Source organism: Thermanaeromonas sp. DSM 22490 (genome assembly GCF_056378755.1).
Map to the genome: position 1 here is coordinate 1 of NZ_JBJHHE010000023.1, position 16,207 is coordinate 16,207.

18 protein-coding genes are annotated in these 16,207 nt (G+C 51.6%); all 18 read left to right on the forward strand.

The window, feature by feature from the left end; all coding sequences use genetic code 11:
* Nucleotides 1-171: 171 nt before the first annotated feature.
* The 18 genes from AC1BI1_RS12400 (at nt 172) to AC1BI1_RS12485 (ending at nt 15,885) form a co-directional block, all read left to right on the forward strand.
* A complete protein-coding gene (locus AC1BI1_RS12400; protein ID WP_476717616.1) occupies nt 172-1,032 on the forward strand; it encodes a helix-turn-helix domain-containing protein in 861 nt (286 codons plus the stop codon).
* A 180-nt stretch (nt 1,033-1,212) separates the two neighbouring features.
* Nucleotides 1,213-1,740 (forward strand): XF1762 family protein, encoded by a 528-nt coding sequence (locus AC1BI1_RS12405; RefSeq protein WP_476717617.1) that lies wholly within the window; start codon nt 1,213-1,215, stop codon nt 1,738-1,740.
* A gap of 248 nt (nt 1,741-1,988) precedes the next feature.
* Nucleotides 1,989-2,999, forward strand: a complete 1,011-nt coding sequence (locus tag AC1BI1_RS12410) for a DUF3854 domain-containing protein (RefSeq protein WP_476717618.1) — start codon at nt 1,989-1,991, stop codon at nt 2,997-2,999.
* 65 nt (nt 3,000-3,064) lie between these two features.
* Complete coding sequence (locus AC1BI1_RS12415) at nt 3,065-3,451, forward strand: nucleotidyltransferase domain-containing protein (protein ID WP_476717619.1); 387 nt, start codon at nt 3,065-3,067, stop codon at nt 3,449-3,451.
* Between the two features lie 73 nt (nt 3,452-3,524).
* Nucleotides 3,525-3,791: a DUF4160 domain-containing protein gene (locus tag AC1BI1_RS12420; RefSeq protein WP_476717620.1), complete on the forward strand. Its 267-nt coding sequence runs from the start codon at nt 3,525-3,527 to the stop codon at nt 3,789-3,791.
* Nucleotides 3,792-3,797: 6 nt separating this feature from the next.
* Nucleotides 3,798-4,070 (forward strand): DUF2442 domain-containing protein, encoded by a 273-nt coding sequence (locus AC1BI1_RS12425; RefSeq protein ID WP_476717621.1) that lies wholly within the window; start codon nt 3,798-3,800, stop codon nt 4,068-4,070.
* A 338-nt stretch (nt 4,071-4,408) separates the two neighbouring features.
* Complete coding sequence (locus AC1BI1_RS12430; RefSeq protein WP_476717622.1) at nt 4,409-4,795, forward strand: hypothetical protein; 387 nt, start codon at nt 4,409-4,411, stop codon at nt 4,793-4,795.
* 3 nt (nt 4,796-4,798) lie between these two features.
* The gene (mobP3, locus tag AC1BI1_RS12435) at nt 4,799-6,061 is read left to right on the forward strand and encodes a MobP3 family relaxase (protein WP_476717623.1); all 1,263 of its coding nucleotides are present in this window, start codon (nt 4,799-4,801) and stop codon (nt 6,059-6,061) included.
* Nucleotides 6,062-6,063: 2 nt separating this feature from the next.
* Nucleotides 6,064-7,890 (forward strand): VirD4-like conjugal transfer protein, CD1115 family, encoded by a 1,827-nt coding sequence (locus AC1BI1_RS12440; RefSeq protein WP_476717658.1) that lies wholly within the window; start codon nt 6,064-6,066, stop codon nt 7,888-7,890.
* Between the two features lie 31 nt (nt 7,891-7,921).
* Nucleotides 7,922-8,263 carry a hypothetical protein gene (locus tag AC1BI1_RS12445; RefSeq protein WP_476717624.1) on the forward strand — a complete coding sequence of 114 codons (342 nt, stop codon included), beginning with the start codon at nt 7,922-7,924 and terminating at the stop codon, nt 8,261-8,263.
* 74 nt (nt 8,264-8,337) lie between these two features.
* Nucleotides 8,338-9,195, forward strand: coding sequence for a conjugal transfer protein TrbL family protein (locus AC1BI1_RS12450; protein ID WP_476717625.1), 858 nt, complete (start codon nt 8,338-8,340; stop codon nt 9,193-9,195).
* A 15-nt stretch (nt 9,196-9,210) separates the two neighbouring features.
* The gene (locus AC1BI1_RS12455) at nt 9,211-9,504 is read left to right on the forward strand and encodes a PrgI family mobile element protein (protein ID WP_476717626.1); all 294 of its coding nucleotides are present in this window, start codon (nt 9,211-9,213) and stop codon (nt 9,502-9,504) included.
* A 4-nt stretch (nt 9,505-9,508) separates the two neighbouring features.
* On the forward strand, nt 9,509-10,141 hold the full coding sequence (locus AC1BI1_RS12460) for a TraC-like domain-containing protein (RefSeq protein ID WP_476717627.1): 633 nt from the start codon (nt 9,509-9,511) through the stop codon (nt 10,139-10,141).
* Between the two features lie 62 nt (nt 10,142-10,203).
* Nucleotides 10,204-11,046 carry a DNA adenine methylase gene (locus AC1BI1_RS12465; RefSeq protein ID WP_476717628.1) on the forward strand — a complete coding sequence of 281 codons (843 nt, stop codon included), beginning with the start codon at nt 10,204-10,206 and terminating at the stop codon, nt 11,044-11,046.
* Between the two features lie 15 nt (nt 11,047-11,061).
* Complete coding sequence (locus AC1BI1_RS12470) at nt 11,062-11,511, forward strand: PD-(D/E)XK nuclease superfamily protein (RefSeq protein WP_476717629.1); 450 nt, start codon at nt 11,062-11,064, stop codon at nt 11,509-11,511.
* A gap of 163 nt (nt 11,512-11,674) precedes the next feature.
* Nucleotides 11,675-12,526 (forward strand): DNA adenine methylase, encoded by an 852-nt coding sequence (locus AC1BI1_RS12475; RefSeq protein WP_476717630.1) that lies wholly within the window; start codon nt 11,675-11,677, stop codon nt 12,524-12,526.
* Nucleotides 12,516-14,540, forward strand: a complete 2,025-nt coding sequence (locus tag AC1BI1_RS12480) for an ATP-binding protein (protein ID WP_476717631.1) — start codon at nt 12,516-12,518, stop codon at nt 14,538-14,540. The genes AC1BI1_RS12475 and AC1BI1_RS12480 overlap by 11 nt, the downstream gene beginning before the upstream one ends.
* A complete protein-coding gene (locus AC1BI1_RS12485) occupies nt 14,524-15,885 on the forward strand; it encodes a DNA double-strand break repair nuclease NurA (protein ID WP_476717632.1) in 1,362 nt (453 codons plus the stop codon). The genes AC1BI1_RS12480 and AC1BI1_RS12485 overlap by 17 nt, the downstream gene beginning before the upstream one ends.
* Nucleotides 15,886-16,207: the final 322 nt, after the last annotated feature.

Consider the following 16,207-nt stretch of genomic DNA (forward strand, 5'->3'; position numbering starts at 1 on the left):
CTGGCGAGACCAAGGGCTGACGAGCTTAGTCGAACGGTACTTAGAACTTCGTAGTGCCTTATGAACCGCCGTATACCCAACGGTACGTACGGTGGTGTGGGGGGGCGGGGGTTAGCCGCCCCCTCCTACCCGATTTGAAATGCCATTTTGATTGACCGGAGGCGAGGGTTGATGCAAAAAACCCTTATAATCGATAGCCCTTCTCTGAAGCAGGGTTTTACTGCCGCCCCCAATGCCGTATTATACGATGCACGGCTTTCTGTACAGGCACGGTGGCTTTATTGTATTCTTTTATCCTTTGCCTGGCAAGAAAATGAGTGCTGGCCCGGGCAGGAACGTATAGCGAAGGTCGCGGGGTGGCATGTCAATACGGTAGAAAAATATCTTAAAGAGTTGCGTGATTTTGGGCTGATTTCCTGGAAACGGCAGGGGCTTAACCGCCCCAATATATACTATATCCATGATCCCTCCAAAGCCTTGGAACTCAAGGATTCACAAGCTAGTGTGAATCCGGATTCACAAGGGAGTGTGAATCCGGATTCACAAGCTAGTGTGATTCTTGATTCACACGCACGTGTGAAAGAAGAAGACTCAGATGAAGAAGACTCAGTTAATAATGTTGTTGTTGTATATAGCCCCGCCACCGGCAAAACCACGGGAATAGTCCCCGGCGAAGCTGGGCAGGAACCAGTTTCCCCTCCAGGGAATAGTAATGAAGAACAACCATGTGAACAGATTTCCCTGACCGAAGAAATCCAGAAAGCATTCCTACAGGCTACAGGTCAGTTTTTGCCAGAAAAGGTATTGGAAGAGCTGGCTAGCTATCCCCTCGATTATGTCTTGAGCAAGATTGCAATGGTTACGCAGGGGAACGATAAAACGAATGTCCCTGGCTGGATTATTGAAGCCTGCCGGGAGGATTACCAACACCTGGCGGCGCCTAAACAAAAAAGAGTACCTACTCGCTCGAAGCCCCCTAAGATTGATTCAGCTAAAGATGACAAGTACAGGGATCTGTACAGGCTGGTCTAGCCAGCAAGCTTTATGCCGCCGCCACGCCTTGGCCTTTACAGGCCAGCGTCGCGGCGGCCTTTTCATGCAGTGGTAAGCAGCAGGAAGGCTTTCGCCCTCCTGCTGCTTTTATTAAAAGCCCCTGGTCTTCCGGTTGCCTCTTTATTACGACGCCTTTGGGCTGATTTAGGAGGTGAGATCATGAGAGTCGAAACAGACTGGTCGGGCCAGATGTGCTTTTGTAACTCTAATCCGCGCCCGCCTTCAGCTCGAGCTCTGCACATCCGACCAATACCATGGCGCACTGCCAAACATTTTATAGAGCTACACCATTATTTGGGCTATGCGCCACCGGGGAGCAAGATATGCCTCGGTGTATTCAATCAAGAACATCTCTTGGGGGTGCTCATCTTCGGCCGTCCAATTGCCAGGTTAGAAGACCAGGTAGGAACCCTAGAATTAACCAGGGTGGCACTATTAGATACTTGCCCCAAGAACAGTGAGAGCCGTTCACTGGGCCTGGCGGCAAGGTGGATAAAACAAAACATGCCATGGGTTAGACGATTAATTGCCTATGCTGACCCTGGCCAGGGCCATACAGGAACTATATACCGTGCTGCCGGCTGGAATTTCGTAGGAAAAACTTCAAAGGGAAAGTGGACTAGAAGGGGACGGCCACGCCGGGATGCAGCTATAGGAGCAAAGTTAAAATTCGAAAAGTTACTGTGAGATGAAGGCAGGTAATCTCCTTCATTTTGAGATCTCTGGCCTTCCGGCTGCCTCTCTATTTTACTGCCGCCCTGGGCCGGGGCCGGCAAGGGCAAGGGCCTACGGCATATGCTCCCTCGCTTCGCTCGGTCCGCTATTCCTCGGCCCGGCCCTGCGGGCCGCCCTTGCCGCCCGCCCGGGCGGCTGTATTTTCCCCTCAAGGCCGGAAGGCCAAAGGCCGAAGGCCAAAAAAGAAGGAGGCTGTGAAGATGCTGGTGGCCAGGCGGGATTACGAGCGGTTCATAAAGGCCTCGAGATATCACCCTTGCCCTGTCTGTGGCAAGCCGGACTGGTGTGGTTTCAACAACTATATCTGCAGCTGCATGAGAATTAGCGAAGGAGCGTTTAAGCATGTTATCCTAAGCAATGGCCAGATAGCCCACCTCCACTGGCTGGAACCGGGCAGGGTTACTCTTGAGAGAAATGGGGAAGAGATAATACCCGTAGCAAGCGCAGAGCTGGCTCCCATAGAGGTACGGGACCGGGTATACCGGAGTTTCTTACGCCTTTTATACCTTTATCCCCGCCACCAGGAGGACCTGCACAGGCGGGGCCTAGACGATAAGGAGATCAAAAGAATTGGTTACAAATCCATACCGGAACATGAACCTCCCTGGGTAATATGTAGGAGGCTTATAAATAATGGCCATAACCTGGAAGGAATCCCTGGGTTCTACTTGGCTAAGAGTCAACATGGCGGGTATTACTGGACCTTTGACCCTTGTCCAGGATATTTCATCCCCATCCGGGACAGCCAGGGCCGGATCCAGGCTCTACAACGCAGGATGGACGAGACCTCTGACGGCAAATACAAGTTTTTCAGTGGCCACGTAAACAAGGGCGGTTGCTCCTGTGGTACTCCCGCCCATGTGGCTCGTCCAACGGAATTAACGGACAGGCGGGTATGGATCACTGAGGGACCCCTTAAAGCCGATATTGCCGCGGTCTATCTAGGAGCTATAGTCGTAGGAGTCCCTGGTGCTACCTCTTGGAAGCCGGCGGTTCACGTGGTCCGGGAGCTGGCAGTAAAAGAGGTGGTCATAGCCTACGATATGGACCAGAAGAGCAACAAGGCGGTGGCCACCGCCAAAAGAATGCTGGCAGCAGAATTGAGCAAAATGGACATAACAGTCCGTGAGGCGGTTTGGGAAGCCAGGTCTAAGGAGGAAAAAGGCATAGACGATGCTTTGGTGGCCAAGCTGGAATTAAAAATAATTTAACGACATGACGTTAAATTTGAAAATACTGGTTGCAGTTGTGGCCATAGTGTATAATAGTGGCAGGGGTGATTACTAACGTGGCCGTTGAGGACAAGAGCAACCCGACAAGCTACCGAGTCATTCGCCAGTACCCAGGCGATGAGGAACAACGCTTATTAGAACGCTGCCGTGATCTTATTTGCGAAGTTGTTCCAGGTGCGACAGTAATACTATATGGCTCCAGGGCTCGTGGTGATGCCGAACCAGATTCGGACTATAATGTACTAATCCTAACGAAAGAACCCGCTAATTGGCATCTGGAAGATGCGATTCGCGAGAAACTTTATCCGCTGGAGTTAGAGACAGGAGCAGCTTTATCTATAGCGGTTTTTAGCGAACAGGAGTGGAATTCCCCTCTATACCAGGCCATGCCTTTCACCCAGAACGTAAAACGTGAGGGGATAGTTCTGTGAAAGAAGAAATTAAACACTTAATCCTATACAGGATGGAACGCGCTAAAGAAGCTATAACTGTGGAGGAGTTATATTGCCAACGATTTGCGAATTTCTCGGCTGCAAAGTCTATATGTTTTACCACGACCATGCTCCGCCGCATGTTCATATCATAGGTAAAGGTTTTCGGGCAGCACTTGCAATACCAGATGGGAGGCTGCTGGCCGGAACCATTCCCCGGCGTGTCCAGAGGGTAGCAAAAATGTGGGTAAGGCAGGAGTCCGCGGCTTTGATGCAAAATTGGCAAAGGGCAGAAGTTGGTGAGGTATTACAGCAAGTAAAACCTCCAGAAGGGTGGTGAACAGTAGTGCTACGGGAAATTAGAAGTGCTTATCCAGTTAAAGACTACTACCTTATCATTGAGTTTGATACTGGCGAATATAAAATTATTGACATACGCCAGTTCCTGAAAGGACCAGTATTTGAACCTTTAAAAGACCCAAGTTATTTTAAGCAGGTAAAGGTGGACCATGAGGCTGGGACAGTAACGTGGCCCAATGGTGCAGATCTAGACCCGAACGTGTTATATAGCCGAAGCATCCCTTTAAGGTTACCAGGGGAAGAAAAGGCACAAGGATAGCAACAAGGAAACGCCTGGCGGAAACAGCAGCCGGGCGTTTTTGTATTCAGTTGTCAAAGGAAGGCCTGCCAGCGCAGGCCTTCCTGATTCCAGGGACCAGGCAAACTGGACGGAAGGAGCGCGCCAGCATCGGCCGTAGCGTGGCGCTCCTTTCTGAAGGCAGGTTAAGCGCCCCGGGGGGCGCCCTCCCACATGCCAGGCAGAGCCTGGCAGTCTCTATAATTTCCGCGGTAGGGCATTATGTAGGGCTTGTTGCTGACTTTTTGGGCAAGTGGTAGGGCATTATTATTTTTCACTTACCAATGTCTATCTTTTTTCATGTAGGGGGTGTAGTAGGGGTGCCTAAGACAGGACGTTTTCCCAAATATCTCCATTTAGGTATAGACAATGACCTCGATGCAAAGTTAAGGGCAGAAGCTAGCCGAAAAGGAATTTCTGTCGCCGTACTGGTAAGGGATATCTTAAAGCAAGCCCTCGCCGAAGGAGCAGCCATCGAAGGCCGTGATGCCTTGGACCGGGCGATAAGGCGGGCTATCAAGCCCGACGTGGACCGGCTGGCCAAACTGCTGGTCAAATCCACCATGGCCGGGGCAACTGCTATGTATCTTAATGTCCAGGTACTTTCCGACCTGGGAAAGCATGATGCCGTCAATCTCTATCACTTGGCCAGGAAGAAGGCAGTTGAATACTTACGCTTGCCCGAGGAAGGCGGAGGAGCGGAATAATTAATGGCCAGCAGCGTGGTTATTGTCAATGTGGCGTACTACCAGCCTGGTACCGGGAAAATGGCCCACAACTACAATCACATAAGGTATATTGCCACCAAGCCCGAAGCCGACCGGGGCGATGCCGGGTCCCTGCGGGTCGGGGATGATGATTACCCCATTGCAGGTGGTACTGCTGCCGGCCATGTTAAATATGCGGCAGAACGCCCAGGCAGTTCCGGCCTTTTCGGGCCCCAAGGAGAGCCGGTTCCCAACTGGCAGGAGGTGGGAAGGAAACTGGCCAGGCATAACCTTCCCGTCTGGCGGGTGATAGTTTCCTTGCGGCAGGACGACGCGGAACGCCTGGGCCTGGTGGAGCGGGAAAAGTGGCAGGCTGCCATTGAGAACGGGGTTAATAACGCCATCAAGGAAATGCACCTTGATCCGGACCATGCCCGGTGGGTGGCTGCCTTCCACCGTAAAGAGGGCCATCCCCACTGCCATGTGGTTATCTGGGAGGAAGAACATGGTTCCGCCAGGAGGCAGGGCTACCTTGAACCTGGGGAAAGAAAAGGAGTTTTCCGATCTTTTGCCAGGGAGGCTTTCCGCGAGGAAAAGGACCGCTTGACTGCCGAAAAGACGGCCATCAGGGACGCACTTAGGGAACTGGTGGGTAGCGACATAACCAAGGTAACAGAGTTCATGCGCGAGGTAAAAACGGCCCGGCTGGAGGCCCAAGCTTTGTCCGGTTCGGTCCCCAAAATGCTGCCCGTCTTGCAGACCGCGAAGGAGGAAGAACTGGCAGAAAAACTGCAAGACCTGGCTTCTCGAATGCCCGGCCGCGGCAGGATAGCCCTGGCCTACATGCCCCAGGAAGTTAAAACCCAGGCCCGGGAAGTAGCCGACTGGATACTCCGGCAGCCCGGTTTCCTCCAGTCCGCAATGCGTTACCAGGACTTAGCTAGGCAGATCGCCAGCCACTATACTATGAAGCCAGAGGCCTTAGAAGAGGCCGCCCGTAAGGCCTACGAAGACCTCCGCGACCGCATAGCCCAGGAAGTGCTAAAGGGAGCAGCCGTTATAAACCACCTGCAACGCGAGGAAAAGCTTGAGCCCGGGCAGGCCCACCACGGGCAGGTGAGGGTAGCCCACACCGTCTGGAAGGCCGCCTGGAGAGCATTGGAGCGGGAACGCACCCGGGCTGAGGCCCAGGCCTTACTCCTAGCGGAAATGGAGCTGGAAAGACGTAGGCGCAGGGGAAGAGAGGAGGCTAGAGAAAGGGCATGAAGATTAGACCCCGCCATATAATACTATTGTTCCTCCTGCTGGTGGACCTACTGCTGGTACCCCGGCTTCTTACTCTACCCCTGAACCTCAAGGTCTACGGTCTCAAGCCCGGCTTGGAGGCCTGGAAAAAGGAGTTATTGGCCCGTCCCTTGGCAGGTCCCACAATACTCATAGGGGATACCCAGACCCGGACCGCCTGGCTCTGGCTCCAGCCGGCAGTGGGGGCCGCGGTACTTGCCATCCTGTGGCCACCGAGGGGATTAAGGGGCAAGCCGAAAGACCTGGGAGGCCCCGAGGCGGCTGGCCGGGGACAGTTCGGCACGGCCAGGTGGAGGACGAAGAGAGAGATTGCCAAGACCCTTACTGAATGGCGGTATCCCGACAGGCCCCCGGTTGGGGGCTTTGTTGTTGGCGCCGGAAACGACAGATCCTTCACCGCCTGGCTGGACGGCGGCGATACCCACTGCCTGGTGATAGGGGCTACCCGCAGTGGTAAGTCCAGGCGCATAATCTTGCCTACCATCTGGGTCCTCGGCCAGACCGGAGAGAGCATGATAATTACCGACCCCAAGGGAGAGCTCTACCACATGGCCAGCGGATACTTGAAGCGCCAGGGCTACCAGGTAATCTTAATCGACCTCCGCCAGCCCCTTAGGGGGAACAGGTGGAACCCGCTCCTGCCTGTAGTGGAGGCCTTCGAGTGCCGCGACATGGTATGGGCCAGCCAGGCCGCCTGGGACATAGCGCACATAATAACCCACCAGTACCCCCATTATGGAGACCCCATCTGGCCCCAGGCCCAGGAGAGCCTGACTGCGGCCCTAGCCCTGGCGGTGGCGGACCAGGCCCCCCAAGGGGCCAAACACCTGGCCAGCGCCTACAGGATGCTTTCGGAGCTCGGCGCAGGCGGTGGCGACGAGCTCGACGGGTACTTCCGGCGCCTGCTCCAGGACCACCCCGCGCGGGCAGCCTACGGGGTGGCCGCTCTTTCCGAAGACAGGCTCAGGAGTTCTATATTCACCGGAACGGCGGCCCAGCTGAGACTCTGGGCGGACCCGGAAGTAATTTACCTCACCGCAGTCCAGGACCACGATATGGCTCTGGCGGGAAAAACAAAAGCAGCAGTGTTTATCGTCATCCCCGACGAAAGGGAGACCCGCGACGTGCTGGCGGCCCTGTACCTTTCCCAGGCCTACCTGGCCCTGACCGGGGAAGCCAAGGGGAACGGCGGCCGGCTGCCGGCAAGGGTGAACTTCCTCCTGGACGAGTTCGGCAACCTCCCGGCCATACCGGCCTTCGACCGGAAGCTTACCGTGGCGGCCGGCCGGGGGATGCGTTTTCTCCTGGCCGTCCAGGATTTGGCCCAGATTAAGGCCAGGTACAAAGAGGCCTCCCAGACTATAACAGCCAACTGCGCCACCTGGGTATATCTCTCCACTGCCGACGAGAAAACGGCCGAAGTTATAAGTGCCAAAACCGGACGGTATACGGTGGCCACCGAGAGCTACTCTTCCCAGGTGAGATATGCGGACCACAGCCAGGGGACAACCGAAGCTTTAACCGGCAGGCCGCTGCTGTTGCCGGATGAAATCTTCCGGTGGCCGCGGGGTGAGGCTTTAGTATTGCAGACGGGCCAGAACCCGGCCAGGCTGCCGCTGGTGGACTTATCCTCCTGGCCAGGGGCAGGCGACTTCACACCTGATCCGGATGCCCAACCGAGGGAGGGGGTGAGGGAGACCCCGCCTGTGTGGGTGCCCGGGAAGGCGGGCGGCGAGAAAGAAGCCGGAAAACCCGGGCGAACATCAACACCTGTTTTATCCGACCTCTGATACCTGAGGCTCAAAAGGAGGAATGCAAGTTATGCTGAAAATGATTACCGCCCTTTTGAAAAAGGCCACGCCTTATGTGCCTGTTATTCTACTCACCTTCGCCCGGGCCGCCCTGGCGGCGCCTGAAGGCCAGCCCCAGTTCGTGCAGGGGGCTTTGAACCTCCTCAATGATGCTACTACCTGGCTCTTGGGTATTATCCCCGCGGCGTCGGGGGCAGCCATCGGGTATCACGCCCTCATGAAGCAGATGAGCGACAGCGACCCGGCCACGGCCGCCGCCCATAACCGGGCTATGAGGAATGTCTTGATCGGCGGTGCCATCGGGGAAAGCGCCGTGGGCATCACCAAGGCCTTCCTCTCCTACTTTCAATAATCCTTTGGGAATATCCTTTTACGGCAGGCCCGGCTCTTCCGGGCCTGCCCCCTTTAGGAGGGAGGGGGAAACCTGTGGAGATAATAGCTAACCTGATAATCGAAGCTATAAACAAATTCCTGTCCACGATTTTTGAAAATGCCCTTACCACCTTTGCCCAGTTCGCCGGAAACGAGATGGCCCTGGCCACGCAGATCCTCGATTCGGTTTACGTGCAGAACGCCATAAGGCTGGTTCAGGCCTTGGCCGGGAGCCTCTTGGCCCTGAAGGTGGGTGTGGAGGCCACGCGCTCCTATGTGCTCTACCTCGGCGGCGACCCCGGGGCCGACCCCGGAGGCCTCCTAAAGCGTACCGCCTTTGCCGCGGCGGCCATAGGGACCGGTCCCTGGACGGTGAAAAACGTTTATCTCTGGGGCTCCGCCCTGGCCGACGGTGTGGCGCACCTGGGTTCTGTAGGGCAGCCATCGTCGCCCCTGGATACCATCATAACTTTTACTGCCACGGCGCCCTTCCTGATAATAATTACCTCCCTGATCGCCATCCTTATCTGGGCTTTGATCCTTATCCAGATGGGCATACGCTCGGTGGAGGTGGCCCTCCTGGCGGCTGTCGGCCCGGTCATGGCCGTGGGCCTGACCCGCGCCGATGAGGGAGTGGCGGCGGTATGGTGGAGGGAACTCGTGGTGCTCTCAGCCTCCCAGGCCGTGCAAGTCTTTCTAATCAAGGGGTTCCTGGCCACGGTGATGACCATAACCTTCGGCGCAGATATTTTAAAGCTTTTCCTTCTTATCGGCTGGCTCTGGGTGGCCTTCAAGACCCCGGCGGTCCTGCGCCAGTTTGCCTATCATTCCGGCCTTGGCGCTGCTATCGGGCACACGGCCCAGACCGCGGGCACCTGGTACATTATGCGAAGGATGTTTACGAGAGTTTAAGGGGGCAGGAGAAGGGTGTACCTCATACCCAGGAACGTCAAGGCCAGGTTTGAGTTCTTCCCTGGCTTCGGCTGGTTCGAGCTCATGAGCGTGGTGGGAGGAGCTATAGTAGGGTTTCTGCTGTACCTTTTAGCAGGCCTCTTTACCCATTCTTTTTTCCGCATTGTGCTCTTCGCTGTCCCTCCCGGCCTGGCCTACTTTGTCACCAGGCCGGGACCCGACGGCCAGAGCCTCTACACCCTCATAAAGCTCTGGCGCGGCTGGATAAAGAGCCAGAAGCGATACCTCTACATTACCAGGGGAGGTTGATACTGTGCTGCTCAAATTTCCAGGTAAAAAGGAGGCCTCCAAGAAAAAGCAGGCAAGCCAGGAAGAGGCCAGGAAGGCCGTCCAGGACTGGCTGCCCTTCAGGGACATTGCCGGGGGAGTCCTGGTGAGGAAGGACGGCCAGGTGGCGGCAGTGCTAAAGGTGGAGCCATTCAACCTTTCGCTAAAAAGTAAAACCGAGAAGAAGCGCATCATCACTGCCGTCTTCGAGGCCATAAACGGCCTGAAGGAGCCCTTCCAGATTTTCTCCCTGGGCAGGCCGGTGGACCTCGACGCCTACTTAAGGGAGTTACAGGAGAAAGCGAGGGAAACGGTTAGTCCCGCCAGGAAGAGGCTCCTCCAGGAGTACATCCGGTATGTGGGGACTCTGGTAGCCAGCGGGGAGGCCATGGAGAGGAGGTACTACATCCTGCTTCCCGGGAAGGACCGGGAGGAAATTGTGCAGAAGGCCCACGAACTGGCTTCCAACCTTGAACGCTCAGGATTAAAGGTAAAGATATGCGAGGAGCAGGAGATCATCGATTTGCTCTTTGTCTTTTTGCACCCGGTCCAGGCGGCCTTCGAGCGGCCCCCTGCATTGGCGGGGCTCCACCTGCCACCCCTGTTGGGAGCGGTGTAAGAAGGAATTTGTCTCCTGGAAGCGAATATTTTGCTAGAGGCTAACCCGGGAGGTGATAACCGGTGTTAGATCAATCTTCTTCATTATCGCTTCAGGCACTAAGGCCCAAGCCTCCTGTAAAGTGGGCAGGGGGTAAGGCTCAACTTATACCTCAACTTGAGCCACTGTTTCCTAAGAAGGAATACAACCTTTACATAGAACCCTTCGTGGGGGGCGGGGCGGTATTTTTCCACCTGCTGCCCCACCAGGCTATCCTTATCGATAGCAACGAGGAGCTTATCAACTTTTACCTGGTGGTGCGAGACAACCTGGAGGAACTGCTAAGGGACCTCAGAAAGCACAAGAACACGCGGGAATATTACTACTCCGTCCGCGCCTTAGATCCCGAGGAGCTTTCGCCCGTGGAGAGGGCCTCCCGGTTCCTTTATCTCAACAAGACGGCTTATAATGGGCTGTGGAGGGTAAACAGCCAGGGTAAGCATAACGTGCCCTTTGGGAGATATAAGAATCCCAAGATTGTAGACGAGCCCAACCTCCGGGCGGTAGCCGAGGCTTTGAAACATGCCCAGATAATCTGCGACGACTTTAGCCGCGTGCTGGAGTTCGCCCGGCCTGGTGCCTTTGTATATTTCGACCCTCCCTATTACCCCTTATCCGATACGGCCAACTTTACGGGCTACACTCCGGACGCTTTCGGGCCGGAGGACCAGAAGAGATTGGCGGTCGTATTCCGGGAACTGGACAGAAGTGGCTGTCTGGTGATGCTGAGCAATTCGGATACGCCCTTCATACGTGAGCTTTATTCGGGATACGATATCCGGGTGGTCTACGCCAGGCGGGCCATAAACTGCAGGCCTGACCGGAGAGGACCAATAACAGAACTAGTTATTAGAAATTACCGGTGAGGACGGCTGACGTTAATGCCACCTAGAGATGCTCGTTTTCGGGATGCCATCATTAGGTATATAAACTCTTGGGGCGAGGACATTGAGGTTTTGAAGGAAAAACCTGTGGGCTACAGGTTTGTAGGTACGCCACGGGTACTGGATATTGTGTTACGTCACGGCGGCAGGTACATGGGCATAGAAGCCAAGCTTCAGGAGAGTTCGGGGACCGCATATCAAAAGTTGAGTTATGCCCTGGAAGATTGCCTGGCCTGCCCTATACCTACAATAATTGTTTTTGCCGGAGGCGGCATAAGAGAAGACATGAAGACTAAGCTTATATTGAGCGGCCGCGGCATAGAGGTTAGTTTCTTATCATCTGATGAGCAGGACCCAGAAAAAGATAGAATTGAGGACCCTCACTTGCTTTTGAGACAGAGAGTGTATATAGAACTGGGGCTGGACTGGTTTAAGCTGTTTAAGTAGCTGGGTTGCGTTTCATGTGTTGACTTTCTAAGGTTATACCCGATGTAGTAAGGGAGTCCACTTTAGATATAACAACACTATTGTTAAGAAAGGTGATAAAATGAGGCATAATAATGCTTTACTATATCAAGAAGAAGCCTTTTTTGCGCAGGAAACTATAAATATGGATTACAAACCTATAAGAAGTCCCCTCAAATGGGTAGGAGGGAAGTCTAAAATTTGCCGGAAGATTGCGTCCCTTATGCCACCCCATGACTGCTATGTTGAAGTATTTGGCGGCGCTGGTTGGGTGTTATTTGCCAAACCTCCAAGTAGTATTGAGGTTTTTAATGATATAGACGGAGAACTTGTTAACTTCTTCCGGGTCGTTAAATATCGTCCCCAAGAGCTAATAGATGCTTTCAAATGGGACCTGGTCAGCAGAGAAGAATTTTATCGTCTTCTTAGTTGTCATCCCGACAATATGGGAGAGGTTGAAAGGGCGCATCGTTTCTTCTACCTACTTATGGCTTCATGGGGAGGGGAGCTACACTTACCGCGATTCCAGGTTAGTGTCGATGATGGAGGGAAAGGAAATCGCTTAATCGGTGCCTTACGGAACCTTGAAGAGCGTATTATGCCGGCATACCGAAGGCTACAAGGCGTTATTATTGAAAACCTGGACTGGCGTGAGTTGGTGGCAAGATACGATAAGGAAGGCAAGAGTAGAGTTCTTATGTACTTTGATCCTCCATACCCCAACAATCCATGCAACTATCGTTACAATATGCGGGCTCTTGCTGAACACAAGGAACTAGTTGAGGTTCTCAGAAATTTAAAGGCGAAATTTATTCTTTCTAGCTATGATTTGCCAGAAATCAGGGAGATGTATAAGGAATTTAATGTAATTTCTCTTTCATTCCCCGCTGGAATGCCAGATGCTTCGCATAAAAAGCGTACCCGCAATAGGGAGATATTGGTAGCTAATTATGATATCAAAAAAATTGCAGAGGAGGCTGGTATCCTTGGCAAGTAACTTTGGACAACTGCTGTCTTCAGACCCTCTCGTAAAGTTAGTGTCCGACGCTACTTTTGTTGGGTGGGTCTATCGTATTGACTACACAGAGGCCTACGTAATGACTAATGATATGTGGAAAGCGCAGGCTTTGGGAGTACCACATAATTGCTTTTTGGTTGCGGCGGCCTTCGACCCCGATAATTTCCACCTTGCACCACCGGAAGATCAGGAAGTTATTCTTTTGCGCGTGGTGGGTTCTTGTGCTTTACCCCATGATGATGAAATGGTAAGAGCCAAAATCGATCATTTCCAGCGCCAGCAAAGTTCAAATCCCATTAACGTTGTGGAAGGGTATGATTATATTACTCAGAATCAGCTCCAGTTTGGAGGCCTTAAATGTAAAATTCTTGGTACCTTTTTCAACCAGAATGGCATGTTGAGGTTGGGCAGCGATATTGAGTCTTTTTATTCTTCAGCGCGGCTTAGTGTATACCGTCCACGCCGGGAAGCCTTATCTACTATAGTAAATTATATCGATCCTATTCAGAAGGCCCGGCAACAAGAAGAATTTCAGACCCTTGGTCTTCCTGCTGATGCAACAGTAGAACCCATTAAGATTGGAACCGTTAGGTACACTTCCACAGATCGCCTTCACCGAGCGGATGATGACGAGAAAGTACCAGTTTATATATACCCGGCCGACTTTCTGGCCAGGAGAACTGCTGTACTTGGTATGACTCGTACAGGGAAATCGAATACAGTGAAGCATCTGGTCTCCATGGTTAAACGTGTGGCAGACCGTAATAATATAAAAATCGGCCAAATTATTTATGATCTTAATGGTGAATATGCTAATGCCAATAGACAGGACAGGGGAGCCATAGCCGACGTTTATCCGTCGGAGACGGTTCGTTACCGTTTAATCCCCACTTCTGGGTTCGAGATTATGCTCACCAACTTTTATTCTCAGCTTACTGAAGGCTACGAGATTATACGGCGACTCATTTACGAAACCATTCCCAATGCTGATGACCTAGGATATCTATCCAATTTTTTACGTATGAACCTAGAAGAGCCTGATCCCAATGATTATAGTGAACATAATCGTTGGCAAGTTAGAGTGGCCTGTTACCGAGCGCTTCTATACAAAGCCGGATTTACTCCGCCACGGAACTTCCGGGTTAACTTTACTAGGAGTCAAGAGGTGCATGAAAAGGTTATGGAAGTCTTAAAAAAATTAAACCCTCACAGTCCTGTTCCTTCTTCTAACCAAGCCCCTATGACTCTTGAACAGGCTGTATTGTGGTTTCAAGGCGCCATGTTAGCAGATCAGGAAGAGTCTTTAAAGAGTCGTAGCGGTAAGCCCTGGTTAGACCCTGAAGTTAAGGATATGATAAATCTTATAAACCAACGAAATGAGAAAGGTCAATATATTAAAGGTTACCGGGTGATACAACCAGCTCTTGAGTACCATTCCCCTCAACGTACCCAGGAGCTACCACAGGAGATATATGATCATCTTGTTCAAGGGAAGATCGTAATTCTGGACCTATCTGTAGGTGACCCAGTCCTGAAGGAACGAATGGGCGAGCGTATAGCTCGATACATTTTCGAGGCGTCTATGAAAGAATTCATTTCAGGAAACCAGCCCCCAAATATCGTCTTTTATATCGAAGAGGCGCATAATCTCATCGGCAAAGATGTAGACCTTGATACTACATGGCCACGTATTGCGAAAGAAGGCGCTAAATATAAAATCGCTCTGGTTTATGCAACCCAGGAGGTTTCAAGTGTTCATCCAAACATTTTATCTAACACCGAAAACTGGTTCGTTTCCCATCTCAATAATATGGACGAGATAAAAAAGCTGGGGAGGTTCTACGATTTCGAGGATTTTTCTCTATCCATACTCCGTGCTCAGGATGTTGGCTTTGCTCGGGTGAAGACTTTATCTAGCCCCTATGTAGTCCCAGTACAGATTGATAAGTTTGAGCCTTCAAGGGGGGGTAATGATAATGCCTTACGTAAATGAGCGGGCCAATAAAACTACGCATTATGATTTTATAAACAATCCCGACGTAAGAGAATTTCTTGCTGAGTGTAAACCGCTTACACCTCCCTCACCTACAGAAGGTAAAATGATAACCCAAAGGTTTAAAACAATTGAAGAAGCTGAAAGCCTTCCGACTCAAGTTATTGCTGTCGATGGTAGTTATTATGAATCACATATAGAGGATAAATTCCCGAGTATTAGAGTGGGATATGTAAAAATTGGGTGTACTTTGATAAAGCTTGCTCACTACAATGACCTAATTGAAGGTAAATTTGTAAATCCCTTCAAGGTAGCAAAACTACAAAATGAAGCAGAATCGTTGGCTTATACATTTCCTAGTTCTAACGTGAAATATAAAGGGAAGAACGTCAGAGATGGTTTCCGCGCGGCGTTGGATACACAACTCTACACTAAATATAGGCTAAATCCGAATGATCCTTCTACAAGTATACGGGCAACTCTATTCAAGCTGGCAGCCTATAGGCCAAATCAAGAGCCTGGAGAAATAAAGCTTCATAAATGCCCAACTTGTGAGGCACCTGATATCTCCGTGTACGACATTCCAAATAGCCAGCACTGCCCTAACTGCAACGAAGAAGTATATCCTTCAGACGTACTTCGTATATGGGAGACAGTAACCGATTATCAACCTAACGGAACTGCCCTTTCGCGTTTCATGCAAGTTATAGAGCACCTGCTCGTTATGCATTACATTTATAATGTTTTTAGGCATTCCCCCCGCGCTCTTTCTGAAACTGTATTTTTTGTTGATGGTCCTCTAGCCATTTTCGGTCCCTCAGCTTGGCTAAGCCGTGTTATTATGCAGTTCTTAGCCGAAATAAATGAACGTCTATCCGAATTTGGTCTTCCTCCGGTACTAATTATAGGACTACAAAAGAGTGGAATAATAGCCGACCACATTAAACTGATTGAAAAGTTTATTCCTCAAGGATGTATATTTGCGATAGATGATGATTACCGTTATACCCATATAGTGCCAGAGCGGAATCCGGCTCATCAGGGTTTCGGTTATGAAACATATTACGGCCAGGATTTTATCTACCGGACACCTTCGGGGCGTACATTTGTCTTTTCTCTTCCCTATCCATTTAGCTCAAAAGATAGTAATGATTTCGTTAAACGCAAAACAGATATTTCCCTTTATGTCCGCTTACCACTGGCTATAAAACTTATTCATGAGTTTGAGTGCGATCTTTACGAAAATGCTATCGTTCCCATAGCCCTTGCGCACAAGTACACCGCGATAAGCCTAGTCCCAGGAGCCCGAGTTCTTGATTTATTAACACGATCCTTTCTCGAGTAATTTCGATCTAGGGACGTTCTCTTTCATTTTCGTTTCTGGGCTACCAGAAAATAGTGCCATAGAGTGGAGCCTTTTATTTGCCGTCACGGCGACCACTCCGTTTTAGACGGCTACGTCTGCTATGAGAAGCCAGTATAGAGGGGAATTCTCTCGCGGGCATAAGTATACTATCAGTGGTTTCACTGTGCTCTAGATAAAATTCAAGCGCAGAACAAAAACCACTCTGCACTGCAGGCACGCCTTTTTCCCTGGTCGTTAAAAATACGCCTGCTCCAGTTATATGGCCAGCGGCTAAGGAAGTCTTATCTGTAAGAACTCTAAC

Bases quoted from the DNA above. Each gene is read 5' to 3' on its own strand.
- AC1BI1_RS12445 (WP_476717624.1), top strand. From the start codon at position 7,922: ATGCTGAAAATGATTACCGCCCTTTTGAAAAAGGCCACGCCTTATGTG.
- mobP3 (WP_476717623.1), top strand. From the start codon at position 4,799: ATGGCCAGCAGCGTGGTTATTGTCAATGTGGCGTACTACCAGCCTGGT.
- AC1BI1_RS12470 (WP_476717629.1), top strand. From the start codon at position 11,062: ATGCCACCTAGAGATGCTCGTTTTCGGGATGCCATCATTAGGTATATA.
- AC1BI1_RS12475 (WP_476717630.1), top strand. From the start codon at position 11,675: ATGGATTACAAACCTATAAGAAGTCCCCTCAAATGGGTAGGAGGGAAG.
- AC1BI1_RS12485 (WP_476717632.1), top strand. From the start codon at position 14,524: ATGCCTTACGTAAATGAGCGGGCCAATAAAACTACGCATTATGATTTT.
- AC1BI1_RS12410 (WP_476717618.1), top strand. From the start codon at position 1,989: ATGCTGGTGGCCAGGCGGGATTACGAGCGGTTCATAAAGGCCTCGAGA.
- AC1BI1_RS12405 (WP_476717617.1), top strand. From the start codon at position 1,213: ATGAGAGTCGAAACAGACTGGTCGGGCCAGATGTGCTTTTGTAACTCT.
- AC1BI1_RS12400 (WP_476717616.1), top strand. From the start codon at position 172: ATGCAAAAAACCCTTATAATCGATAGCCCTTCTCTGAAGCAGGGTTTT.